This is a genomic window from Cedecea davisae DSM 4568 (genome assembly GCF_000412335.2).
GTDB classification, from domain to species: domain Bacteria; phylum Pseudomonadota; class Gammaproteobacteria; order Enterobacterales; family Enterobacteriaceae; genus Cedecea; species Cedecea davisae.
This window is the reverse complement of the sequence record NZ_KE161030.1, coordinates 2,030,900-2,054,858: the sequence shown is the minus strand read 5'-3', so window position 1 is coordinate 2,054,858 and position 23,959 is coordinate 2,030,900. Positions and strand designations below refer to the sequence as shown.

At 55.1% G+C, this 23,959-nt stretch carries 22 protein-coding genes and 1 pseudogene; 6 read left to right on the top strand and 17 right to left on the bottom strand.

What is annotated here, in order from left to right; genetic code table 11:
* Positions 1–3: 3 nt before the first annotated feature.
* From HMPREF0201_RS09520 to HMPREF0201_RS09470, 11 genes and pseudogenes are all read right to left on the bottom strand, one after another.
* The gene (locus HMPREF0201_RS09520; protein ID WP_016536390.1) at positions 4–828 is read right to left on the bottom strand and encodes a phosphodiesterase; all 825 of its coding nucleotides are present in this window, start codon (positions 826–828) and stop codon (positions 4–6) included.
* A gap of 11 nt (positions 829–839) precedes the next feature.
* Entirely contained in the window at positions 840–1,727 is an 888-nt protein-coding gene (locus HMPREF0201_RS09515) for a carbohydrate ABC transporter permease (protein ID WP_016536389.1), read from the bottom strand.
* A complete protein-coding gene (locus tag HMPREF0201_RS09510; protein ID WP_016536388.1) occupies positions 1,717–2,592 on the bottom strand; it encodes a carbohydrate ABC transporter permease in 876 nt (291 codons plus the stop codon). The genes HMPREF0201_RS09515 and HMPREF0201_RS09510 overlap by 11 nt, the downstream gene beginning before the upstream one ends.
* 382 nt (positions 2,593–2,974) lie before the next feature.
* Positions 2,975–3,745: a hypothetical protein gene (locus tag HMPREF0201_RS09505; RefSeq protein WP_039898217.1), complete on the bottom strand. Its 771-nt coding sequence runs from the start codon at positions 3,743–3,745 to the stop codon at positions 2,975–2,977.
* A complete protein-coding gene (locus HMPREF0201_RS09500; RefSeq protein WP_039898216.1) occupies positions 3,729–5,792 on the bottom strand; it encodes a lipase family protein in 2,064 nt (687 codons plus the stop codon). Before HMPREF0201_RS09500 ends, HMPREF0201_RS09505 begins: the two co-directional genes overlap by 17 nt.
* 60 nt (positions 5,793–5,852) lie before the next feature.
* A pseudogene (locus tag HMPREF0201_RS23335) lies at positions 5,853–6,270 on the bottom strand (recombinase family protein); the annotation flags it as partial.
* Between the two features lie 93 nt (positions 6,271–6,363).
* The gene (locus HMPREF0201_RS09490; protein ID WP_016536383.1) at positions 6,364–6,663 is read right to left on the bottom strand and encodes a hypothetical protein; all 300 of its coding nucleotides are present in this window, start codon (positions 6,661–6,663) and stop codon (positions 6,364–6,366) included.
* A gap of 103 nt (positions 6,664–6,766) precedes the next feature.
* Entirely contained in the window at positions 6,767–7,594 is an 828-nt protein-coding gene (locus HMPREF0201_RS09485; RefSeq protein ID WP_016536382.1) for an ABC transporter permease, read from the bottom strand.
* Positions 7,595–8,425 carry an ABC transporter permease gene (locus tag HMPREF0201_RS09480; protein ID WP_016536381.1) on the bottom strand — a complete coding sequence of 277 codons (831 nt, stop codon included), beginning with the start codon at positions 8,423–8,425 and terminating at the stop codon, positions 7,595–7,597.
* A gap of 58 nt (positions 8,426–8,483) precedes the next feature.
* Positions 8,484–9,623, bottom strand: coding sequence for an ABC transporter substrate-binding protein (locus HMPREF0201_RS09475; protein ID WP_016536380.1), 1,140 nt, complete (start codon positions 9,621–9,623; stop codon positions 8,484–8,486).
* 28 nt (positions 9,624–9,651) lie between these two features.
* Entirely contained in the window at positions 9,652–10,635 is a 984-nt protein-coding gene (locus tag HMPREF0201_RS09470; protein WP_016536379.1) for an ABC transporter ATP-binding protein, read from the bottom strand.
* Between the two features lie 164 nt (positions 10,636–10,799).
* On the opposite strand from HMPREF0201_RS09470, the gene HMPREF0201_RS09465 reads away from it, so the two are divergent.
* The 3 genes from HMPREF0201_RS09465 to HMPREF0201_RS09455 are packed head-to-tail and all read left to right on the top strand — an operon-like array spanning position 10,800 to position 13,354.
* A complete protein-coding gene (locus tag HMPREF0201_RS09465; RefSeq protein WP_016536378.1) occupies positions 10,800–11,570 on the top strand; it encodes an MBL fold metallo-hydrolase in 771 nt (256 codons plus the stop codon).
* A 5-nt stretch (positions 11,571–11,575) separates the two neighbouring features.
* Complete coding sequence (locus HMPREF0201_RS09460; protein WP_083478397.1) at positions 11,576–12,583, top strand: LacI family DNA-binding transcriptional regulator; 1,008 nt, start codon at positions 11,576–11,578, stop codon at positions 12,581–12,583.
* 9 nt (positions 12,584–12,592) lie between these two features.
* Positions 12,593–13,354, top strand: a complete 762-nt coding sequence (locus tag HMPREF0201_RS09455) for an inositol monophosphatase family protein (protein ID WP_016536375.1) — start codon at positions 12,593–12,595, stop codon at positions 13,352–13,354.
* Between the two features lie 45 nt (positions 13,355–13,399).
* On the opposite strand, the gene HMPREF0201_RS09450 is transcribed toward HMPREF0201_RS09455, so the two are convergent.
* Genes HMPREF0201_RS09450 through HMPREF0201_RS09440 form a run of 3 tightly spaced genes read right to left on the bottom strand, consistent with a single transcriptional unit; the run spans position 13,400 to position 15,369 of the window.
* Positions 13,400–13,876 (bottom strand): chitosanase, encoded by a 477-nt coding sequence (locus tag HMPREF0201_RS09450; RefSeq protein WP_016536374.1) that lies wholly within the window; start codon positions 13,874–13,876, stop codon positions 13,400–13,402.
* Between the two features lie 21 nt (positions 13,877–13,897).
* Complete coding sequence (locus tag HMPREF0201_RS09445; protein ID WP_016536373.1) at positions 13,898–14,167, bottom strand: metal-sensing transcriptional repressor; 270 nt, start codon at positions 14,165–14,167, stop codon at positions 13,898–13,900.
* Positions 14,164–15,369: an MFS transporter gene (locus HMPREF0201_RS09440; protein WP_016536372.1), complete on the bottom strand. Its 1,206-nt coding sequence runs from the start codon at positions 15,367–15,369 to the stop codon at positions 14,164–14,166. The genes HMPREF0201_RS09445 and HMPREF0201_RS09440 overlap by 4 nt, the downstream gene beginning before the upstream one ends.
* Positions 15,370–15,690: 321 nt before the next feature.
* Between HMPREF0201_RS09440 and HMPREF0201_RS09435 the strand changes: the two genes are divergently transcribed.
* From HMPREF0201_RS09435 to HMPREF0201_RS22490, 3 genes are read left to right on the top strand one after another with little or no spacing between them, the layout of a single operon-like run.
* Positions 15,691–17,088 carry a cytochrome ubiquinol oxidase subunit I gene (locus tag HMPREF0201_RS09435; protein WP_016536370.1) on the top strand — a complete coding sequence of 466 codons (1,398 nt, stop codon included), beginning with the start codon at positions 15,691–15,693 and terminating at the stop codon, positions 17,086–17,088.
* Positions 17,088–18,101, top strand: a complete 1,014-nt coding sequence (cydB, locus tag HMPREF0201_RS09430; protein ID WP_016536369.1) for a cytochrome d ubiquinol oxidase subunit II — start codon at positions 17,088–17,090, stop codon at positions 18,099–18,101. Before HMPREF0201_RS09435 ends, cydB begins: the two co-directional genes overlap by 1 nt.
* Positions 18,101–18,223: a DUF2474 domain-containing protein gene (locus tag HMPREF0201_RS22490; RefSeq protein WP_016536368.1), complete on the top strand. Its 123-nt coding sequence runs from the start codon at positions 18,101–18,103 to the stop codon at positions 18,221–18,223. The genes cydB and HMPREF0201_RS22490 overlap by 1 nt, the downstream gene beginning before the upstream one ends.
* Before the next feature lie 112 nt (positions 18,224–18,335).
* On the opposite strand, the gene HMPREF0201_RS09425 is transcribed toward HMPREF0201_RS22490, so the two are convergent.
* From HMPREF0201_RS09425 to nfrB, 3 genes are read right to left on the bottom strand one after another with little or no spacing between them, the layout of a single operon-like run.
* A complete protein-coding gene (locus HMPREF0201_RS09425) occupies positions 18,336–19,250 on the bottom strand; it encodes a DUF4434 domain-containing protein (protein WP_016536367.1) in 915 nt (304 codons plus the stop codon).
* Entirely contained in the window at positions 19,250–21,631 is a 2,382-nt protein-coding gene (locus HMPREF0201_RS09420) for an NfrA family protein (protein WP_016536366.1), read from the bottom strand. Before HMPREF0201_RS09420 ends, HMPREF0201_RS09425 begins: the two co-directional genes overlap by 1 nt.
* On the bottom strand, positions 21,628–23,853 hold the full coding sequence (gene nfrB / locus HMPREF0201_RS09415; protein ID WP_016536365.1) for a cyclic di-3',5'-guanylate-activated glycosyltransferase NfrB: 2,226 nt from the start codon (positions 23,851–23,853) through the stop codon (positions 21,628–21,630). The genes HMPREF0201_RS09420 and nfrB overlap by 4 nt, the downstream gene beginning before the upstream one ends.
* Positions 23,854–23,959 lie beyond the last annotated feature (106 nt).

The window sequence follows — 23,959 nt, the reverse complement described above, 5'->3', positions numbered from 1 at the left end:
CGATTAAAGCTCATCCGTTGGGCAGCTAATACTTGCGTCGTAAAGCCAGGGCCCGGCATAGTGCGCCAGCGAGTGCTGATAGCTGACCCACTGCGCGCCCACCTGGCGATGCATCAGGCAGGATGGCGGCGACATGTCGTAATAAGGGCGGCTGTCTTCAAAGTGATACGGAACCTGGTGAACCGTTCCGGGAATAGTGGCGATGGTGGCCTGGCGATATTGGGTCATCGTCAGGCTGTGGTTATGGCCGCAAAAAATGCGCACCAGCGCCGGGAAACGCTCGATAAGGTTCAGCAGCAGATGGCCGTTTTCACAGGCGATAGGGTCCATCTGCGCATTGCCCAGGCGCAGCGGCGGGTGGTGCATAAACACCGCCGTAGGCCGTTCGCCGCCGGCAATAAGCTGAGCTTCGAGCCAGGCAACGGTCTCCTCCGTGAGCCAGCCTTTGGACTGCCCCGCCAGGCTTGAGTCAATAAACAGCAGGCGAGTAGCAAAATCATCCACCGCGTAACGGATGTTTTGCGGGTCGTTGCCAAGCTGCGGACAGAGCGGACGGAGGTATTCGATAAACTGCTCTTTATCGTCATGGTTGCCGGGAATCAAATACAGCGGCGACTTTATTGTGCCGAGAACCCGTTTCGCAACCTGGTACTCTTCCGGGCGGCCGCAGTTAGCGATATCACCGCTGACAATCACCGCATCCGGGCGCTCGCGCAGGGCGTTAAGCTGTGAAGCCACGTCGGCATTCCCGGCATTGATATCAATAAAGCCGTACAGCTTCTGGTTCTGACTGCGGAAATGGGTGTCGGAAATATGCGCTAATAACATCACTCAACTCCTTACTTAATGCCTGAAAAACCAAAACTTCGCAGAAACTGCTTCTGGAAGGCGATAAAGGCCAGCATCAGCGGCAGGCAGACCATAATGGTCCCGGCGCTGATGGTGCCCCACTGGCCGCCGGACTCGGCGCCCATAGCAAAAGAGACCAGCCCGACGGTCAGCACCTGTTTATCCGGGTCGTTCAGCATCATCAGCGGCCACAGATATTCGTTCCAGTGATAGGTAATGCTCACGGTGGCAAACGCCAGCACCGACGGCCAGCACATCGGCAGCAGTACGCGGTAGAGCACCTGCCACCAGCGGCAGCCCTCCATCAGCGCTGCTTCTTCAAGCTCTTTCGGAATAGCCAGAAACGCCTGACGCATCAAAAACACCCCAAAAGCCGAGGTGAAATACGGCATCATCACGCCGGTTAAGGTATTGAGCAGCCCGAGGGCTTTCAGCGTCATCATGTTCGGCACCATCATCACCACAGGCATGACCATCAGCTGCACCAGGAACAGCAGGAACAGCGTCTGTTTGCCGCGAAACTCATGGCAGGCAAACACATAGCCAGCGGTGGTAATAGTGATTAACTGCACGAAGAATGTGCCAAAGCTGAAGATAACGGTATTGGCGTACAGACTCAGCCAGTCGGCGCTTTGCCAGGCGTCGCGGAAATTGTCCAGCGTCAGGGGGAAACGAGGCAGCACGGAGGCCATGCCCTCGCCAAAAGTGCTGGCGCTGAACGCAGAGGAGAGCATCCAGATAAACGGGCTGATCCAGAGCAGAGCCAGGCAGCACATCAGCACGCTGAGGGTGATACCCTTCGATTTGCGCAGGCGAAACCACAGCGGTTGCGCCACGCTACGCGCGTTGACAACCGGGGAAGAAAACTCAACGCTCATGGTGTGCGCCCCTTTCCAGCAGCTTCAGATTAACGAATGAGAAGATAAACAGGCCAGCCAGCGTCAGGAAAGTCGCAGCGGAAGCTTTACCCAGATCGTGCGTATCCCAGGCAAGGCTCTGGATGTAATAAAGCAGCACCGTGGTCGAGTTGTCCGGCCCGCCCCGGGTCATTACCGCAACGTGGTCAATTTGGGTGATCGAGTAGATAAGCGCGGTGGTAATCACAAAGCTGAGCGTCGGGCGCAGCAGCGGCAGCGTTACCTTAAAGAACACCTGAGTGGAGCTTGCGCCTTCCATAATCGCCGCTTCGCGGGCAGAGGACGGCAGGCTTTGCAGCCCGGCAAGGAAAAACAGCATGTAGTAACCGGCAAACTTCCACACGCCAATCAGCGCCAGGGCATAAAGCGCGCTATTGCTGCGCCCCAGCCAGTTGTTGTTCATCGGCCCAAAGATTTTTGCCAGGTAGTAATCCAGCATTCCCATCCCCGGCATAAAGATAAACAGCCACAGCGCGGCCGCGCTGACCATCGGGATTATCATCGGAAAGAAGAATGCGGTGCGCAGCCAGCGGTTAACACGATGGTTTTCCCACAGCGAAACGGCCAGCAGCAGCGCTAACAATACGCCGGGAACCACGGTCAGCACGATGTAGACCAGGTTATTGAGAAGCGACTTCCAGAAAACCGCATCGGCAAACAGCCGAATATAGTTTCCAGCGGCAACATAAACGCCGGTATCGCTCGCCATGCGGGTATCGAACAGGCTGTCATAGACCGAACGTACCAGCGGAAACCAGGTGAAAAGCAGGAGAAAAATGAGAGACGGCGAGAGTATCAGCCAGGGGAGCCAGGGTCTTTTTTCCATTGTCCGAAGCCTGTAAGGGGGTCAGAAGTCAGGAAGTATGGGAGCGATATATGGCAAAAAAGTTACGGAGAAATGGCAGTTCAGCGACCATGAAGCCTTGCTGCATCAGGGTTTATCGGGTAACTGCTTCTGGCTAAAGGAGAATCTCTTCACACGGATATATTCTCCGTGTGAAGAAAAATACGGTGGGGCTAAAAAGAGTCAGTTTGGATATCGAAAATTATTGTACGGTAAGGCTAAATTTGCACCACTCATCTATTGCAACAAAGCGCAGTGGAAACGAAACTGCAAAATGCGACATTTTACAAAACGAGTGGATTCAGGGGCTGAAAGTGTAAAAAAGGATCTCAAGGAGATCCTTTATAGATCGACGAATACTTCATCATTTCATCGAGAGCAACTTGTCATAATCTGGGTAGATATGAGTGATATCTTCACTGAAACCATTTGGATAAGTCGCAGTTAAATTTCCAGGACGAATAGCCGGTGGTGTTAACACAACTACTTTACTGAGGTGTATTTTCGGCTCAATATTAATGCTTTCCACATCCAGTGTTTTATATCTCCTCCGCCACTGCTCATATCCTGTATTACCACCGAAAAGAGACAGATCAACCTGATCATCAATGTGGTGAACAACCATCGGGAAAAAGTCTGTTTTGAGTTCAATCAGCTCTCCGCTGAACACTTTAGCCCGCCCAGTCCCATAACCATCACTGAGACCATAGTCTCCGAAATCGAATATATAACTGGTATCGATAACCTTTTTCCCCTTCACCAGAGGAACATCATCCGCAACCCTGAAGCTTACCATTAACGAGTTCAGCTGCCACTGACATGGCCCCCCCCCCTCCACGGCCACGCGCAGATGCCGAACATTGCTGCTATCCGACACATCGAACGGCCGTTCAACATCGTTATAGCCCGGAATATCATGTGGCTCATTGCTCGAGTTATAGCGGACTGACTTACACTGAGCCGAACGGTACAGCAGCTCGGCGGGCAGCAGCGTAACCCCCTCAGGCACCCGAAAAGTGACGTCCACCCACTTTGCATCTGCAGGGGGAGAAAGTGTTTTATCTGGACGGTTATCACACCCAAAAAGCAGCGTCACAGCACACGCAATGACGGCGGTTTTACTGAGAGAGTTCAACTTCTTCCTCCGTTACCGCCGCAAAACGCAGCAGGGCATTTTTTCCTGTTTCTTCCGCCTGCGTCAGCCTCAGAGCCACCGGCAGCATGTCCTGCAGCGCCAGAAACTCACGGTTACGCTCAACCTCATCCGGGTTGCTGTAGGCTGCGCCTTTCTCAACCTCTTCCCGGAACATAACCCTCATCTCCTTCCGGTTCATATCGCGGGCCGGATCTGCCAGTTCCAGCACCTGATTGTGAATATAGGGCAGGTAGCGGTGTGCCATCGAGTGGCTGCGGGGGTCGGTCCCGATGCCGTTCAGTGCCGGATTAGTATTCTGCGGAAAGGTCTTTGCCAGGCTGGCCGGGTTCAGGCACTGGATAAACGAGGCCTGATGTTCACCGGTGGATTTCAGGCATTCCTCATTCAGGGACGGCACCACATAAAGCTTGGTGGCTACAAAATGCCGGGAGTAGGCCTGCCCGTCGACCAGGCTTTTCTGGTACGGGCTGGCGGCCCGCATCGCGCACTGCTGCGCCCGGAAAAATATCACCGTGCTACCATGATGCCAGTACGGATCTCTTTTCTCAGCAAGCCCTGTTGACTGGTACGTCAGGTTCCGCACGGCCACGCTGAGTCCGGCAGCCGTGGTCAGTGACCAGTCAAAGCCCAGCTTGTCGCCCAGAGGCCCCCACGTTCTGTAAAACTCATTATCGAGATCGGCATCCGGCGGGATCTGCGTGATAGTGTCATTGTCGTTAACGTGCCGGTAGTGTTTGATATCTCTCAGAGAGGCTATCGCCGAGCGAGTGAAAGTCCGTGGCATCCCGTAGGTGTACAGGACTGGCTGGTAATCCTTCATTTCAGCGGCATACAGCAACGCCAGAGCCCCACCTAAGCTGTGACCACAAATAAACAATGATTTTCCTTTGTCTAAAGATGTCCTGATAGCCCGAAGGTCAAACTTATCCCCGAATTTCCGTTTCGCCAGTTGATAGGCATCCAGAAAACCACCGTGAACATTTCCCGCACCGGCCAGTTCCGGCAGACACGGCTTCGGGGCGAAGGACAAATCGGTCACAATATTCAGCAGGCTGTCGGTACCACACCATGCGACCAGTACGTGTGCGGCACATTCCACCGTAAACAGGCGGGTATCCCCTTCGGGATTATCTCCCTGCCCCGTGTTCAGGTACACCGGAGGCTGATAACGCTCGCGGAACGGCACATCTACCGCCAGCGTGTGGTACCACGACGGATACTCAGCAAACTGCGGAATACAGGATAAATCCTGACATTTATGCCGGAAAAAATAATCAATGGTCGGGTTATTAGCCTCTGCGGCATACACAAGATCGGCCATGATGCCGAGGTTCAACCCATTGGCGAGGTCATAATCTTTTGTGTCATGTAGCGACAGCACCCACGCCCGGAAGGGACAGATTTCCATCACATGGCGCTGTTCCAGCGCCTCCCGCGCGATTTCCGTTCCTTTTAGCGTCTTCCCGGTCGGAAAATGAAACACCGGTGGATCAGGTTCGGTCCATTCCGGCATTTCCGGCAGTCGGTTGCACAGTTCCCCGATGGTCACATAGTGATGGTGATAACCGGCGGCTTCAGCTTTCTCCTGCACGTCTGAGCGCCATGTGGCATCGCGGGTTTCCGGCCGGAAAATATTATGACTCACCGGCTGGCTGTTTGGATTACGTCGGATGCCCAGCGGACGCTGTTCCATCTCGTCGGCCAGCTGCTGACCGTCTGTTTTCACATCTACAGCTATCCAGTACAAATCATCGAACCGTACCAGTCCCTGACTGTCAGTGACGCGGGCGGGCGGATTCGGCGGCGGTATGGGATCAAACCGGGTGTGACCGCCACGCGCCCACAGCGCCAGCTCCGCCGCCGTTGCCAGCTGATGGTACTCCAGCTGCACGTTGAGGCCTGATACTGGGTGGTTATTCTCATCCACAAACTGCAGCTCCAGCCAGTGCTTCCGCTGCTTACCGCAGGCAACCTCTTTGTACTTCATTTTGTGGCTCAGACAGGTCACTGTCGTATTGTCTGACATGAACTTAAATCCTTTTAGTTTCTCTGGTTAAATACTGCTCCATCATACATTAGATAGAACTTAACCAAAATTTCCCCTTTCTGATTGCCGGTATAGTGCCTGAATGCGGCACATCTGGGAGGAGCTGTATCCCGTTGCATCCGCCGTTTCACGGATACTCAATTTCTTGACCTGCCGGTAGCACATTACTTTCTGATGCCGTTCTTGATCTGCCTGTTTTCCGCAGTATTTACCCAGCGTATGGACACGTTCAATTCCCTGTTTTTGGTCCTGACGGCGACTCACCCAGTCCTTATGCGATATAGCGGCCATTAGGTAGATAAGCATATTGTTGATGGTGATTATCACGGCACGGGTGATTGGGTCAGCCTGCGAAGGGCCTTTATCTGACAGCATCTGCCATGAGGTGGGCACATCCGGGCTGACAATCCGCAGCTCGTGTTGTTCAATCTGTTTTTTTCAGCGTCATCCAGTCACTTGCCGTAAAGGCATTCACCGGTAAAAATACAGCAGGGCTGTATTACACACCTGCTGTCGATGTTTCTATATCCAAACTGACCCCTAAAACGGATTACAGCATTTCAGCGAGGCTGGCGGATTGTGTTTTTCGGTTATACAGGCAAAGCTCTTTTCCCGGAGCCGGGCTGCTGTTCTTAGACTTGTAGCTTCCGGAAATAACCACTGCGGAATAGCCTACGTCATCGCTAAAATCGATACGTTTGCCCTCCACTTTTTTCTCCTGCAGGGCGCTAATTGCCAGGCAGCTCTTTTGAATATCTTTATCCAACGCCTTCCACGCCTCGTCGGAAGAGGCGAAGCTGCTAAAGGTAGCCAGCAGGACGGGAACAACGGCAAACGGCAGAATTTTCATACTCACCTCTTAGGCTGTTTTCCCCGGCTTTGCTAAGCCAGGTGGCTGATAATCTATAACATTATCAGTGCGGAATTATCTGTATTGTAGCCAATAACCCGCCCTACTTGCCCATTTTCGCCAACATTTCCGGACGCATAAACTTATTGATAACCAGCATAAACAGCAGCGAAGGCACCAGCAGGATCAGCGCGGTAATCGACGAAACCTGATAATTGCCGGACATGCTGGCGTTATACAGCAGCAGCGGCAGCGTGGTGATGTCCGGTGCGCCGACAAAGAAAGTACCGGTAAACTCATCCAGCGATTCCAGGAACACAAAGATCCCGGCGGCAACGATGCCCGGCGCAGCCTGCGGCAGCACGATATGCCAGAAGGTAAACAGTGGCCCCGCGCCCAGGTTGCGTGAAGCCCGGGCCTGTAGCGGGTCAACGGACGAAAACGCGGCTACGCAGATCCATACCGAATACATCAGCCCGTGTACGCTGTGCACCAGCACCACCCCGGCGATAGTGCCGTTAAGCCCCCACTGATAGAACAGCCGGGCGATATTCATATACACCGTCAGGTTCGGGAACGCCTGCGGGATCAGGAACAGCAGCATAAATAACACCCGCAGCGGCATGACACGGCGCGAAAGCGCAAACCCGGCCGGGATAGAAATAGCCAGGCAAACCAGCACCGACAGCACGGCGATAAAAACGCTGGTTAACAACGAGCCGGAGACATCGCTGTAGGGGCTGAACACCTGATACCAGTATTTAAGCCCCCATTGGCTGGGCAAAACATGCGGGTAAAACCAGCTTTCGGTCACCGTCCAGATAAGCAGGTTGAGCAGCGGCCCAAACATGGCGAACAGCATAAAAGCCAGCAGCAGCGCCTGCAGCAACCGGCCTGGCCGGGCTTTACGCCAGAGATAATTAAGCTTCATTTATTCGCCTCCTTTCTGGCGCAGGCTGTAGCGCAGATAAAACCAGGAAAGCGCGCCGCAAATCAGCAGTGAAATTACGCCCAGCGCGTTAGCCACCGCATAATCCCCGTAGGAATTAACGCGGAATGCCATATCCACCGTCACCATGGTTGGCGAACCGGTCCCTATCATCAGCGGAACGGAAAGCACCGACATCATAATCACCGTAGAAAGCACCAGCGCGACGCCCACGGCGGGCAGCACCTGAGGCAGAACAATGTCGAACAGAATGCGAGGCTTTGAAGCGCCAAGGTTTCTGGCCGCCAGAATTTGCGACGAGTCGAGCGCGGCCATCGCGCCGGAGATAAGCAAAGTGGCAAACGCCAGCTGCTTCCAGACAAAAGTAATAATGATGCCCTTCCAGCCCAGCCATGAAATAGTGTCCAGCGGCCCTACCATGTCGGTTACCACCAGCAGGTTATTCATCAGCCCGTTTTTGGCGAGAAAAGTGCGCATCATCTGGGCGGCGACGATAAAGGGAATAAACAGCGGCAGGCGGTACAACACGCCAAGCAGGCGAACAATTGGCCGACAAGATGAGAGCGTAATCACCGCCGACAGCGTGATGGAGAGCAGCGCCAACAGCGCCACCGAAACCAGCACCATTACCACGGTAAAAACGATATCGCTCGAATAGAGCGTAAATACCTTAGCGAAGTGTTGCAGAGTAAAAGCCTGTGTGTCCGAAGTGAAAGCGGCCACCAGCGAAAATCCAAGCGGGTAGAGAAATAACAGCGTAATCATCAGCGCGGCGGGACTGACCAGCAGCAGATATTTTAGCGAGACGCGCATAAGAAACCTTAATGCTCAGACAATAACGCTCAGGGCTGGCCTGAGCGTTCGGGAGTGATTAGTTGGAAACCTGGCTTTCATAGCCTTCTTTGATGTCGTCGAAATAAGGCGCAATCGGGAAGCTTTTACCGTAGTCGGCCAGCGCTTTCGGCGAAATCTCCGCAAACAGCTTCTGCCAGGTTGCGTCATCCAGCTTCGGCTTGACGTACTGCGCGTCTATTCCCGGATACCAGTTAAACTGCTTCACAATCCCTTCGGCCTGCACTTCCGGGCTGGTCGCCAGCTCGATAAATTCACGCGCCAGCTGAGGTTGTGCCGCTTTGACCGGCGTCACGTAATACATTGGCTGCCCCGGCATGCCCGGTGCCAGCAGGGAAAGCTTGATTGAAGGCGGCAACTTGCCCTGATCTTTCCAGGTGTAGAACATATCCACCCACACCGGCCCCATGGCGATTTCGCCTCGCGTCAGCATGTCCAGCGTGCCCGCGTTGCCCGGCGTAAAAGTGACATTTTTATTGAATTCTTTCAGCTTCTCAAAAGCCTGCGGCCAGTTTTTCTCCACGCCTTTATCGTAAGGCAAAGCGGAGAGGCGCTGCGCGTCGGTGCCATAAGCGTAAATCCAGCCCACCACGAAGCTGACGCCGGACATGCCGTTTTTAATACCGTTATAGCCGAACGCCTGCGGATGCTTTGCCGCCCAGGCGACCAGCTCGTCGTAGGAAGCCGGAGGCGCCTTCATGGTTTCGCTGTTCCACGCGATTGCCGTCTGGCTCAGGAACATCGGCATCACATAGCCTTCAACGTTCACGCCCAGCGCGTTTTTGGCGTTATCAGCCGTTACCATAGAACCGGTTTTAATCTGCTGACGATATTTTTCCAGCAGCCTTTTTTCCACCAGTTCGCCCCCGGCTTTCTGGTGCACCACCGCTACGTCGATATCCCAGGTTTTCGCCCCGCTTTGCTGCTGAGCGCTGAGTTTTTCAATTATCTTGTTCGAACCGGCATCGCCTGGCCCGGTACCGACTACGCGCACCTTAACGCCGGGGTGCGCCGCCTCAAACTTAGGCCCGAGCCAGGTTTTAACGTAATCAACCATATTCTGGTCGCCCGCGGTGGCAACGTTGAGAATAGTTTCTGCATGAGCGCCGTAGCTCAGAAATAAAGCCGTAACTGCCGCAATCCTGGTTTTATTAAACATGACCAACCCTCAGAGTAATATAATGTTATCAAGCTGCGTGAGACGAACTAAAAATATGAAGCGCCGAGGCAGGAACGGATAGCCTGACCTCACTATTTATTAAATAATTATCGACAGAATCAGCCAGAAGTAATTTTTCACCGCAGCGAACGCCGTAGCGATAGTTATGCCCAATAAAAGCATGCTGTTCAACGATGCCCTCAAAGGTTAAACCGCCATCTGGCTTTTGATCATTTAATGCTGAAAGGAAAACATCCGAGCTGCGGAAGTAAATAAGCTGTCCATCGGCGGAAATAAGATTATCCGCACCCATAAAGTCGGCGACAAAAGGCGTAGCCGGTCGCTGGTAAATCTCTTCCGGGGTACCAATTTGCTCAACCTGGCCGTTGTTCAGCACCACGATGCGGTCGGCCATTACCAGCGCCTCCTGCTGGTCGTGAGTGACGATAACCGAAGTGAACCCGAGCCTTTTCTGCAACTGCTTGATTTCGTGACGCACGCTGAGCCTGACCTTCGCATCCAGGTTCGACAGCGGCTCGTCCAGCACCAGCACGTCCGGCTCTATGGCCAGCGCCCTTGCCAGCGCAACCCGCTGCCGCTGCCCGCCGGAAAGCTCGGTTATTTTTGCCCCATCCAGGCCGCCCAGGTTAACTATCTGCAACAACTCTTCGACCCGCTTTTTAATATCTTCCCGCGGCCATTTACGCAATTTCAACCCATAGCCAATATTTTGCGCCACCGTTAAATGTGGCCACAAGGCATAACTCTGGAACACCATAGTGATATTTCTTTGCTCCGGCGAACTTTGGGTAATATTTCGCCCGGCGACGTTAATCTCGCCCTTCTCCACCGGGATAAAACCGCATAGCGCATTTAATAATGTTGTTTTCCCGCAGCCCGAAGGCCCCAGTAGCGCAATCATTTCACCTTTATTCACGGCGAGATCGATATTTTTTAACACCACCTTATCGCCGTAGCTGATTTGGAGGCTTGTTATATTCATGTAGCTCATGGGCAATATCCGAAAATCTCTGTTTGGTGCATTTTCTTTCCAAAATGAACACGTGTTCATTTGACTGTAAAAAAAATGAAACGCCGCTCATGGATGATGTGAGCCTACTGTGGCGTGTGTTTGTGACACTTTAATTAACCGCGAAAAATTTTTAGCGAGGGATAATGAAAATCGACGTAATTGGCTGCGGCAGCGCCTTCTCCCGCTGGCAAAACACTTCTGCATTACGGGTCATTGATGATGAAAATCGGCAGTGGCTTATCGACTGCGGTCCCACCGTTCCCCGGGCGCTGTGGCAGCGCGGCGGTGGAATTAATGACATCGACGTACTGTTTTTTACCCACGTTCACCCTGACCACTGCACCGGCCTGACCGCCCTGCTCAACCACTGGAAGAGTTTCTCACGCCACAAGCCGCTGATTATTTACAGCCAGCCCGGGCAAAGGGCGCTGCTGATGCAGTTGGCGCTTCTGGCTAACTGGCCGGAAACATCGCTCTGCTTTGCCATTGAGTGGCGAGACAGCCAGCCGGAGTTCAGCTGGCAGCACTGGCAAATTCGCACCGCACATACCCGCCATGAAATGGCTAACCTCGCGATACGCATCGACATCAGGGAACACAGCCTGTTTTATAGCGGCGATGGCCGCCCCACGCCAGAGTCCATTGCGCTGATGGCCGGAGCCGAACTGGCGTTTCAGGAGTGCGCTTCGCTATCTGAATTAGCCGATGACGCCTCCCACGGCGACTTCCCCGGCTGCCTGAAATTGTTTAACGACCTGGCGTTACCTGCGCTGGGGCTGTACCACTGCAACGACGCCATTTTACCGGCGCTAAAGCTGGCCTGCCGCCCTCACCCCGGGCTTTTCGTCAGCCACGACGGGCTGCAATATGACTTCCGCCAGCAGCGTTTTTACACCGAGGATTATCTGCCTTGAGTTCGTTGATAAAACAAAGCGTCACCGCCGAAGACGTGGCCCGCCGCGCCGGAGTCTCCCGTGCCGTTGTTTCCCGTGCGCTTAGCAATAACGGCAGCATCTCCCCCGCAACCCGCGAGCGCGTGCTACTGGTCGCTAAAGAACTGGGTTATCAGGTTAATTTTCTTGCCCAGGGACTTAACCGTCGGCGCAGCCATCTGATAGGCGTCATCGTATCGCGCATTAACGATCCTTTCCGCAGCAGCCTGCTGGACGGCCTGCTGGGTGAAATTCAGCGTCACGGATTTCAGGCTCTGGTAACCGAAATTCGCAGCGAGCAGGAGCTGGCAGACACCCTGCGGCATTTCGCCCAGTTTCGCGTTTCCGGCGTCATCGTCACCTCCGGCAAGCCGCCGGAAGCGCTGGTCAACGAGTGCGTACAGCAGCGAATCCCAGTGGTAGGCATTAACCGTCAGCCCGATATTCCCGGCGTTGATTACGTCTGCTCCGACAACGCGGCAGGCGCGGCGCTGGCCGCGGAGCAACTGGTACGAGGCGGCTGCCGCCGGTTTGGCTGGCTGAACAACGACAATTCGACCTGGGCGGGAAGAATGCGCGGCGAGGCATTCAGGTTGGCGTTGGACGAACTTGGCGTCGATACCGCGCGGAATCTGGTCACGCTGCTTGCCCCGCTGGAAGGTTATGACGGAGGCATGCAGGCAGCCGCCGCAATTGAACCGCCGCCTGAGGGGATTTTTTGCGCTAACGCCCAGCTCGCCTGCGGCTTTCTCGACGGCATGCGCCAGCAGGGTAAAGATGCACCTCAGGACTTCCAGCTGATTGGTTTTGACAACACGCCGCAAACGGCGCAATACGGTTATCGACTTACCACGCTTAATCAGGATGTGGCCGAGATTTCCCGCCTGGCGCTGATGCACCTGCTGGAAAGAGCCCGCGATCCGTTACAGCCTTCGCGCACCAGTTGGGTGAAGGTTGACTTAATTCATCGACACACGTCGCTACCCACCACATAAGAGCAGAACATGACCGAACAGCAGCAGCAGGAACTATGCGAGTTAATACGTCAGGCAGGTGCCCATGCCCAGGCGCTACGCGACAAGGGATTGCAGGTAGAAACCAAGGGGCGCCAGGACTTTGTCTCGCAGGCGGATATTTTAGTTGAGCAACAGATTAAAAGCTGGCTACAGCAGCATTGTCCCGAAGACGGTTTCCTCGGGGAAGAGAGCGGCCTGGCCGAAGGCGAGCGCGGCGTATGGGTGCTCGACCCGGTTGACGGCACAACCAATTTCATTCTCGGCATGGACTACTGGTGCGTTTCTCTGGCCTATGTTCGCCAGAATACAATTGAGCTGGGCATTATCTATGCCCCGGATCGCGATGAATTTTTTTTCGCTCGCCACGGCGCAGGCTCCTGGCTCAATGGCAAACGGCTGAAACTGCACGACCCCGCGCCGGAAAGCGTGGTTATAGGCCTTGGCCGCTCCAGCCGCGCGCCGTTGCCGCTCTACGCACGCACTATTGAATACTTGCTCAATGACGGTATGGAATACCGCCGCTTCGGCGCGGGCGCATTGATGCTGGCTCACGTTGCCGCGGGCCAGGTCCACGCCTACTACGAAGAGCACATGAACAGCTGGGACGCGCTGGCCGGGCTGCTGCTGATTACCGAGGCGGGCGGAACCAGCAATGCGTTTCTCGCCAATGACGGACTACTGCGCGGTAACCTTGTGCTGGCGGGCTGCAACAGCGTTCAGGAACGGCTGTCGGCTTTGCTGGAAGCCTGAGTCTTTTTCCTTCCCGGCCCGCAACGTTATGCGGGCTGAGTTCTCTCAACGTTCAATAACAAAGTCTTCATCATTGGTTCGCCAGCGCAACGAAGGCGACAGGCTAATGCGGTCCTGCGCCGCCCGGAACTTTTCATCCCTCGCCGCCGCCTTCCAGTTTTGGATAAAGTCGGGTTCAAGCCCTTCGTGCGAGTCGTCATTATTTTCCGCCAGCCTGCGCAGCGCGGGTAAATACTCCGCCAGCCGGTTTGACGGCGCAAAGGAGGTATAGCGCTCAACCACGTCGAGCATATCGCCGTTGGCAGAAGTAAAGCCGATAAGCCCGGCGGTATAGCCGCGGCCGTCGTCAATATCCTCGATATAAGCGTACTGCTTGCGCCAGTCCAGAGATGAATTTTCGGCGCTCGAAACTAACTGCATCGCAATCTCTCGTTTTGCGGGAGAAAGCAAATCCTCAGCGCCAGCGGCACCCGAGAGCGAGATCCCCAGCAGCAAAGCAACCCCATAAACTCTCGGACACATAAGCCTCTCCCGGCTAATTAACTAAAGATATTTGGCAATTTCTTTGAATTCGCTAAGCGTCTCGTCCGCAGGGTGATGTTCGCCGTTAAGCGCATCTTTCAGGCAGTGATCCAGATGATCGTGAATAAGCGTGCGCTTGGCGTTGGTTATTGCCTTCTCGACCGCCTGAAGCTGCTGGGTAATGTCCAGACAAGGTTTTTCATCCTCCAGCATCTGAATGGTGCTTTTCAGATGCCCGGCTGCCCGCTTCAGCCGCTTAATAATATCCGGGTGTGAGCTATGAATCGTCATTGATTAGCCTCTTGTGTTTTATGTTCCTGGGGCCAGATAGCAATGGCGGCGGCCAGCGATACCGCCGCAATCATCGCCATCAGGGCGAATGCCGCCTTAACGCTAAAAGCCGCGCCAACCCAACCGACCAACGGATAAGTTAGCAACCAGCATGAGTGTGAAAGCGCAAACTGAGCCGCAAATAAGGCCGGCCTGTCCTCTGCGGAGGACGAACGTTTGAGCAGCCTGCCGACCGGCGTTTGAGCCAGGGAATAACCTACCCCAAGCAGTAGCCAAAGTGCGAGCAGCATCCGGTAATTATGGATAAATATTCCTGCCCCCAGCCCCACAACCAGCAGCAGCGTTCCTGCCAGCATCGGCAGGCGATCGCTAATGGAATCCAACAGCCTGGGCAGGAGTAACGCGGCCAGCATCGAACCGAGGCCAAACAGCGCCAACGCGGCGGCAGTCGAGCTTTGCGGCAAGCCGAACCCCGCCTGTACCAGCACCACGGTATTAACAATAACCATCGAACTGGCGGCGGCGACCGCCATATTAAGCGCCAGCAATCCCTTTAGACGCGGCGTAGCGAGAAAAATGCGTATCCCGCTGGTCGCTTTGTCATAAAAACTACGCGGCGCGACGGCGGAACGGGCTTTTGGCAGGCTGGATGAAACCACAAGAGCGGCAGAGGCCATAAACCCCAGCGCGGTTCCGGCAAACAAATTATGAAAGCTCATCATCGTTAGCAGCGCGGCGGCCAGTACCGGGCTTATCACACTCTCAAGATCGTAGGCCAGGCGGGAAAGTGAAAGCGCCCTGGTATAATCCCGCTCCTGCGGCAGAATATCGGGGATTGTGGCCTGAAACGTCGGCGTGAACGCCGCGGATGCGGACTGAAGAACAAAAATCAGAAGATAGATTTCCCAAACCTGGCTGACGAACGGTAACGCGAGAGCGGCCAGAGCCCGCACCAGGTCCAGCGCCACCAGCATACTGCGCCGGGGGAACCGTTCAGCAAGAGCCGTCGCAAAAGGAGCGACCAGAATATAAGCGCTCATTTTGATAGCCAGCGCGGTTCCCAGCACGGCCCCCGCTCTGTCTCCGGCCATATCGTAAGCCAGTAGCCCAAGCGCCACGGTTGCAAGACCGGTGCCGATAAGCGCGATAACCTGCGCCATAAACAGATGTCTGTAAGTACGGTTGGCAAGAATAGCTAACATATAACACCCCCGAAAACATGAGACCAAATATCCCCCATGGGGGATACAGAGAGCATAGAGAGGCGCAGTAAAAATGACAATCAATATCCTGGGTGGGGGGATGTAAAACCTGGTAAGCAATTGAGAGAAATGAAGTTAAAAATTGAGCCTTTGATAGCGGTGTGGGAAGCAAACCATGACGCACCGGCCAATCTATAACAGGGCCTTAAGAAAACGTGCTATTCGCAAACTGTTATACCTTTATCCCGCCTCTCTGTTTCTACAACCCGTAAGAGACGAGGCCTACAATCGAGCCGAATAATTTGCTATGCGGAGTTCTGCATGTTCGGTTTAGACGCTTTCCACCTCGCGAGGATCCAGTTTGCTTTTACTGTCTCCTTTCACATTATTTTCCCGGCTATCACCATCGGTCTTGCCAGCTACCTCGCGGTGCTGGAGGGGCTGTGGCTGAGGTCTAAAAATCCGGTGTACCGCTCGCTGTACCAGTTCTGGTCAAAAATTTTTGCCGTTAACTTTGGTATGGGCGTGGTCTCCGGGCTGGTGATGGCTTATCAATTTGGCACCAACTGGAGCGGGTTCTCGCAGTTTGCGGGCAGTATTACCGGCCCCCTGCTGACCTACGAAGTTCTCACCGCCTTCTTCCTCGAGGCGGGTTTCCTCGGCGTAATGCTGTTCGGCTGGAACCGCGTTGGCCCCGGCCTGCACTTCTTCGCCACCTGTATGGTGGCGCTCGGCACCATTATCTCGACCTTCTGGATCCTCGCGTCTAACAGCTGGATGCAAACGCCACAGGGCTTCGAGATCCACAACGGGCAGGTGGTGCCGGTAGACTGGCTGGCGGTGGTGTTTAACCCCTCCTTCCCTTACCGCCTGCTGCACATGTCGGTGGCCGCGTTCCTCAGCAGCGCCTTTTTTGTTGGCGCCTCTGCCGCATGGCACCTGCTGCGCGGTAATAACAGCCCGGCAATCCGCACGATGTTTTCAATGGCGCTGTGGATGGCAGTCATTGTCGCCCCGCTTCAGGCGATGATCGGCGATATGCACGGCCTGAATACTCTCAAGCATCAACCGGCGAAAATAGCCGCCATTGAAGGCCACTGGGAAAACGTTCCAGGCGAACCTACTCCTCTGCTGCTGTTTGGGCTGCCGGATATGGAACAGGAGCGCACGCGCTACGGCCTCGAAATCCCTGCCCTTGGCAGCCTGATCCTGACCCACAGCCTGGACAAACAGGTTCCGGCGCTGAAGGAGTTTCCAAAGGAAGACCGGCCTAACTCGCCGATTGTTTTCTGGTCGTTTCGCATTATGGCCGGGCTGGGCATGCTGATGATCGCACTCGGCATTGCCAGCCTGTGGCTGCGTTATCGCCAGCGCCTTTATACCAGCCGCCCGTTCCTGCATTTTGCGCTGTGGATGGGGCCTTCTGGGCTGATTGCCATTCTCGCCGGATGGGTCACCACCGAAGTTGGCCGCCAGCCGTGGGTCGTTTACGGCCTGCTGCGCACTAAAGATGCCGTCTCCGCCCACGGAACGCTGCAAATGAGCATCAGTCTCGCCGCCTTCTTCGTGGTTTATATGTCGGTGTTCGGCATCGGGTATAGCTACATGATCCGGCTTATCAGAAAAGGGCCACAGCCATTTGACGGCGACTCACCGGCCACCGGCACTCCGGCACGCCCGCTTTCTGCGGTGACAGAATCTCTTGAGGAGCAGCGCTAATGGGCATCGATTTATCCGTTATCTGGTTCGTTATCATCGTCTTTGCCACCCTGATGTATATCGTGATGGACGGCTTTGACCTGGGTATTGGCATTCTTTTCCCCTTCATCCGCAGCGGAGAAGATCGTGACGTGATGGTCAACAGCGTTGCGCCGGTATGGGACGGGAACGAAACCTGGCTGGTACTCGGCGGCGCGGCGCTGTTCGGGGCATTCCCTCTGGCTTATGCCGTCATCATAGATGCGCTGACTATTCCGCTAACGCTGATGCTGGTGGGTCTGATTTTCCGCGGCGTGGCGTTTGAGTTTCGCTTTAAGGCAACGCCCGCTCACCGCCCGTTCTGGGATCAAGCCTTTCTGGGCGGCTCTATTCTGGCGACTTTTTGCCAGGGGATTGTGGTTGGCGCGGTGATTTCCGGCTTTGACGTTAGCGGCCGTCAGTTTGCCGGGAGCCAACTCGACTGGCTTACCCCTTTCAACTTGTTCTGCGGCGTGGGGCTGACCATCGCTTATGCCCTCCTTGGCGCAACCTGGCTTGTGATGAAAAGTGAAGGCGCTTTGCATGACAAAATGCGCATCCTGACCTCCGGCCTGCTGCTGGGTCTGCTGGCGGTGATTGCCGCGATAAGCCTCTGGACGCCGCTGCGCCACCCGGCCATTGCGATACGCTGGTTCAGCATGCCAAACCTGCTGTTCTTGCTGCCGGTTCCGCTGCTGGTTGTGTTGTGCAGCCTGTGGCTGTGGCGCAGCGTTCGCTCGCATCAAAGCCTGCACTCAACGCCGTTTGTACTGACTCTGGGGCTTGTCTTCCTCGGTTTTAGCGGCCTCGGCATCAGCATCTGGCCTAATATCATCCCGCCGGGCATCACGCTGTGGGACGCAGCCGCGCCGCCGCAGAGCCAGGGCTTCATGCTGGTTGGCGCGCTGTTTATTATCCCGATAATCCTGGTTTACACCTTCTGGAGCTACTACGTGTTTCGCGGCAAAGTGCAGCCCGGAGAGGGATATCACTGATGAAACAGACGGCCAAAAGAGTGATGTGGATGGTGATTTTATGGAGCGCCAGCGTATTAGCGCTGGCCGCCGTAGGAATGGGGTTTCGTTTATTGATGAACGCAGCCGGATTTAAGTCATAGCTATTCACGGGTATAAACGAAGCGGATCGAATCATAAAAACGTGAATATCGAAGTCTTCAAAAAATAAAATTAACGGCCCTTTTTTCATTGAATAAAGGGCCGTTAATCATTTTACTTTTTCTCTGCGTCAATATTTACCGGCGGAGAATTGCGATATTGTAATATTCCGGCAGCGGCGCCCATATAGCGCAGCGAGAAGTACACCCTGTCTTTCCCCGCCGGAGGGCGAGTCTCCAGCAAACGGCGCTGTTCAGACGAGTCGAGCGGCGTAGCGCTAAACCCGGCGGCATTTTTATCCTGACGGAACAGTTCAACCACCTGCCCGCCGCTGTTGGTTTGTAAATACAGCGCCCGTGCCTGAGGCGTCATGACGCCGGTTCCTGCCCCGTCCTGCACCCAGACTTTAACCCCGCTATGGCTCAGGTTTGTGACCCATTTCTGGTAACCGTCCGGCGACATATTTCCGGCAAAGAAGCTGCTGACGGCAATCGGCTTATCCGCCACCGCCGCCAGAGATTCGTGGGTCTTCGTGAGCCAGGCAAGAGCAGCCTGCTGCATTTCCGGGCTACGCCAGCGGCGGTCATCAAGTTCGCTGCTGATATACCACCCGGCGATATTTTCTTCACCGAGTACCCGCTTCCAGCGAGCTGCCAGCTCAGCGTCACGCGCGCGCAGGCCGTTAAAGTAATTTTCCAGCGCGGAAAGCGGCTGATTCTGGCGCTCAAAGAATTTATCGTCCGCCGCCAGGCCCATCACCAGCTTCAGCCCGCTATCTTTAACCAGCATCGCTTTGTTTTCGATCCAGAACTGCGGCTCTCCGCCGTTAAAGGCGTCACCATAGCGGCTCCACTGGAATACCAGGGTGTCGATGCCCTGCTGTTTCAGCTGCCCGAGGATATTTTTCCACTGCTGGTCGGTCATCGACATATCGCGCAGCTGCGGCTGGTACATCACCGCATTGATGGCAAGAGCGTATGTCGGGCAAAGTAGCGCGGCCGCCAGCGTTAATGCAGGAGTAAATTTCATTACCAGCGCACTCCGATTGTGAGGAACAGACTATTTTTGGAATCAACATCGCGGTTATGACCGTCGATCACCCGCTGGTATTCCAGACCTACGCTTGCCTTGTGGGGGAATGCATCGTAATGCGTTTCGCCAAACCAGGTATTAAAGCGAACGCCAACCCCGGCAAGTTTGGTATCGCTGCTGCGTGAATGTTTCGTCTGGTTGTTGTACTGCACATGCCAGTACGGTTCGAGCGTTTGCCTGCCGGAAACCTTCTGATGCCAGCTTTGACGGTAATCAGCGGTATATAGCTGGTTATCACCTTTCACATAGTGCGCGGCATCAAGATAGATATTTTGCGCAAACCAGCCTTTACCAAGCGGGTGCCAGTCATCGCTGTGGGTGCCGCCGTTCAGGAACGAGGCGCTGGCGCGAACCATTACGTCGGCTTCGGTCGTGGCTTTGTCGAGCGGCAACTGCTGCTCTACTGCCAGATAAATGACCTGCTCACGCAGCGGCTTCCAGCGCACGCCCAGCCCCAGTGCAGGCATGTAAATCGGTGCGATATTGGTATGCTCGCCGCTGCCGCCAAACACGCGGCTGTAGACCGAAAGCGTATCGCCTTCCAGAATTTTGTTCTGGCCGATGCGGTATTCCGCCTCGAGCTGGCCATAGCTGCGGCTGCTTCGGTTGCGTGGGCCGGAAGAGTCGGCACCGGCCACGTTTTTGGATGCGGTGGTCAGGCCCAGGGAGCTATCAAAGGAGAACGTCCAGCCGCGCTGGCTATCTTCATGCACGCGGCGGAAGGCAAAGCGGTCTTTCTGCTGCTCGTCGCTCAGCCCCTTAGACGGAGTTACCGTGTTATCGATATCGTCGACTACGCGTTCGCTGTAGCTGCGCGTTTGCACTCCGTCGTCCAGGCGCTGATTGATGTAAACCATCTGGCGCATGATTTCCGGGGAGTCCGGCATGGTGACGAGCGCTTTTTCTAACTCACTGCGTGCGCCGGGCATATCGTCCGCTTTAAACAAGGCGAACCCGCGAGTCGCGGCATCTTGTGCCGGCGGCGTTTCAAAGTTCTGCTCGGGCATTCCGCGCTGCCAGGCAACCTGCTGCCAGTATTCCTGCGCCACGGTGTCTTTTGCCAGCCATGCGCTGCGTGCTGCGGCGGTGACATCTTCGTCGCTCAACTCTTTAGCGGGCACGCTGCGCATACTGCTTTGAGCCAGTTCATAATCTTCTACCGCAAATGCAAGGTAAGAAACCTGGCGGGCATAATAAGGATTGTTGTCCCGCGAGCTTGCCTGCTGGGCAGCATACAGCGCCATTCCCGGCGCGGTCTGCTGGTAACACTGCGCCAGATGAGACCAGCTTTGGGCGTCATACTGAGGCGACATATCGCCCAGAATCGAAATGACTTTATCGCACTGATCTTTGAGCACGCGCGCCTGAGCCATGCGCATTTCGACGGCGGTAAGCGGCTTAGGTTTATACACCGGCAGCACCGGAGCAGGCTCTTTCATACCGCCCCAGGTCACCATCAAATAGCGCCAGTTATGCTTCTCGCTTTCGGTGGCCAGCTCGGGCTTATGGCTGGCCAGATAGCTTTCCAGCTCTGGGAATTTTTTGCGCTCGGCAAGAGAGCGGGCATAGGCAAGCTGCATACCGGGCGAGTTCATCACGCCCTGCTGCTGAAGGTCGAGAATACGGCGGTCACGCCCAAGGTGCAGCAGAATAGCGAACCATTGCTGATATTGTTCTTCTGTGAGCGTTGCTGAACGGTCCTGAAGAGCGAAACCACGATCGGCCATCTGCCAGTTTTGCAGGTAAATCGCACGCTGGATCAGGCCATTGATAAGCTCATGGCCCGCCGGTGACGTGCGAAACGCAGTATCGTTTATCTGGGCGAAAGCCACTTCAAGCTCGCCCAGCTTCAGGGCATAGTTGCCCACTTCAGACCGGCATTCAGCGTAAGGCTCGGCGTTACATTCCGCGCTCAGCGCCAGCAGTTGATCCCGGGTGGTGATATTTTTAACTTCCCGGGGAATAGCGTTAAGCGCGAGGCGCACCTGCTTATTATCAGGCGTTTTGCGCAGCTGTTCTTTGAGCAGTTCTCTCGCTTTATCATCATGGTCAAAGTGGCGATACGTTTCCGCCAGCCACAGCGTCAGGCGAACGCTGTCCGGCGCAAGCTCGTGGGCATGACGGAAGCTGCTGATGGCGCGCTGCTCATCGTTGGCTTTAAGGGCTTTTTGCGCGCGCTCAATGTGCGGGTAAACTTTAAAATAGCGATAGTCGCTCAGCCCAAGGTCTTCTTTTGAGCCTTCGGTTGCCGCCAGGCTTTGCCCGGCAATTAACAGGCCGCACGCCAGCGCGGCCAAAGGTTTCAGGCGAAGCTTCATGCTCCCTCCCCGGCAAGGCTGGACAGCTGCAGGCTGCTCAGTCCGGCTTTATGCATCAATGCGGTTAAAGAAGGCTGTAGTTTTTTCTGCTGCTCCAGCGCGTGGTCAACAACCTGCTGACTGATTACCCCTTCCTGAACCAGGAATTCGCCAAACAGCATCGGGCTGCGCTCATAGCGTAGTAACACGGCTTTAAGCACCGCCTCATCGAGGTGACTTTCAGTTATCAGCACTTCGGCAAACAGAATTTGCCTTGAGACATACTCCTGCCAGATTTCAGCGGCCTGCTGCTGGCTAAGCATTCCTGCCTCAACGGCTTTGTTAAGCAGAACGGAAGGATCGTTTTTCTGCTGGCTGTACCAATAGCGCAGCCCTACGACAACCTCACCGCGTGGAACGATGACATAGCTTACCGGGCGCTGAACTTTGCGCCCCAGCGCCGCGAGGGAAACCGGGTCGATGGCGCTTTCGCTGGCAAAGATAAGCGTGCCTTGCACTTCACGCAGCGGCAGAACCGCGTAATGCAGCGCCACGCTTGCCGGAACCCTTTTAATTAGCGCTTCATCTAAGCGACGGCTGTCGATAATTTCCATCGGCACGCTCGCTTGCTCGGCAAGCGCTTCGGCCAGCTGCACGGAGGTGATCATGCCGCTGTTCACCAGACTACCGCCAAGCTTCAGGCCTGGCGTACGGGTTTGAAGCGCTTCCGTCAGTTGTTCCTCGGTGATAACCCCGTTGGCTATCAGGATCTCACCCAGCGGGCGCAGCGCGCGGTTACGGGTGTTGACGGTCGGGAAGTCGTGGGTGGTTTTATCCCAGGCCACGCGGCGCGGGTCACCGTGCTGGATAACCTGACGAATCGCACGCCAGTTAGCCATAAAGTTGATCAGGTTGCCCCAGAATAGGCGCGGAATAGACATCAGCCCCTGCCATATTCCGTAATAGCCGGTAACGAAGATAATGCGCTGTAAAATTCGGTTCGCCATCAGGAAGAAGTTGATCCACAGCAGCGTGCTGAGCCACGCCCCGCCGACGAAAATCGACAGAAACTGCCAGGCTCCTTCCACGCTGCGCTGATAGATAAGCAGCGCAACCAGCTGCAACATCACCAGCATCGCGGCAAAGCTAAGGAAGTTAGCGATAGCGCCTTTACGGTCACGCCACAGGAAGTAGTTCAGCACCCAGCTGCTGCTCCAGCGGTGCGTTTTAAACCCCTGGAAAACGATGCCGATAATCCAGCGGGACTTCTGGCGTACCGCCGTGGTGTAGGTATCCGGGAAGTACTCGCGCACGCAGATAACTTTAGAGGTGCGTTTACGCTGACCGAACGGCCTGGACGATTTGTCCGTATCGTCCACCACCGGGAAGCGGCAGAAGATTTCTTCCATGCCTTTTTGACGCAGGCGGAAGCCGATATCGTAATCTTCCGTCAAACTCTGCACGTCAAACGCGATGCCGTCACCGTCCGCAAGCAGCGCCAGCACGGCACGGCGGCTGAAACACGTGCCGACCCCGGCGCTTGGCACCTGGCCCGCCAGCGCCTCACGCACCGGGACGTCTTTCCCGTGCAGCTCTGAAAACTCATCCAGATAGCTGAGGCTGGTAAAGTGGGTCCAGCTGCGCTCAAACGGGTAAACAGGGATCTGAATCAGGTCTTTACGGTCAACCAGATAGTTGAACAGTCTTAATTCCAGAGGCGAGATAACGTCTTCTGCGTCGTGGAGAATAAAGCCGGAGAAGGAGAAGCGAGCGTTACGCTCAAACTGCAAAATCGCATCAAGAATGTTATTCAGGCAATCGGCTTTACTGGTCGGCCCCGGACGAGCGCAGACCACTTTGTGCACGTTAGGGAAACGAGCGCAAACTTCGTCGACGTCGCGCTGGGTATCCGGATCGTTAGGATAGGTCCCCACAAAAATATGGTAGTTCTCATAATCAAGCGTACTGGCCGCAAGGCTTGCCATATTGCCGATTACGCCGGTTTCATTCCACGCGGGCACCATAATCGCCAGCGGTTTTTCCTGCGGCTCATAAAGCTGTTTATGGCCTAAATGATTATGCCGACGATAAACCGTACAGGCACGCCATGCGCGGCGAACCCAGAACACAATATCAATAAAAAGATCGTCGATGCCGCTGATAAGCATCAGGATAGCCAGCCCAATCGCTATCACTTTCAGTCCGTACAGATAAGTAGAGAAATAATCTACTAACCAATCCATGCCTCACCCCTGAGGTTAATTACCGTTAACGACGCCGCTCACCAGAGGCGGGCTAATCGTGCCTGACCGCATCTCAATGTTACCGGTATCATAGTTGAATTACATA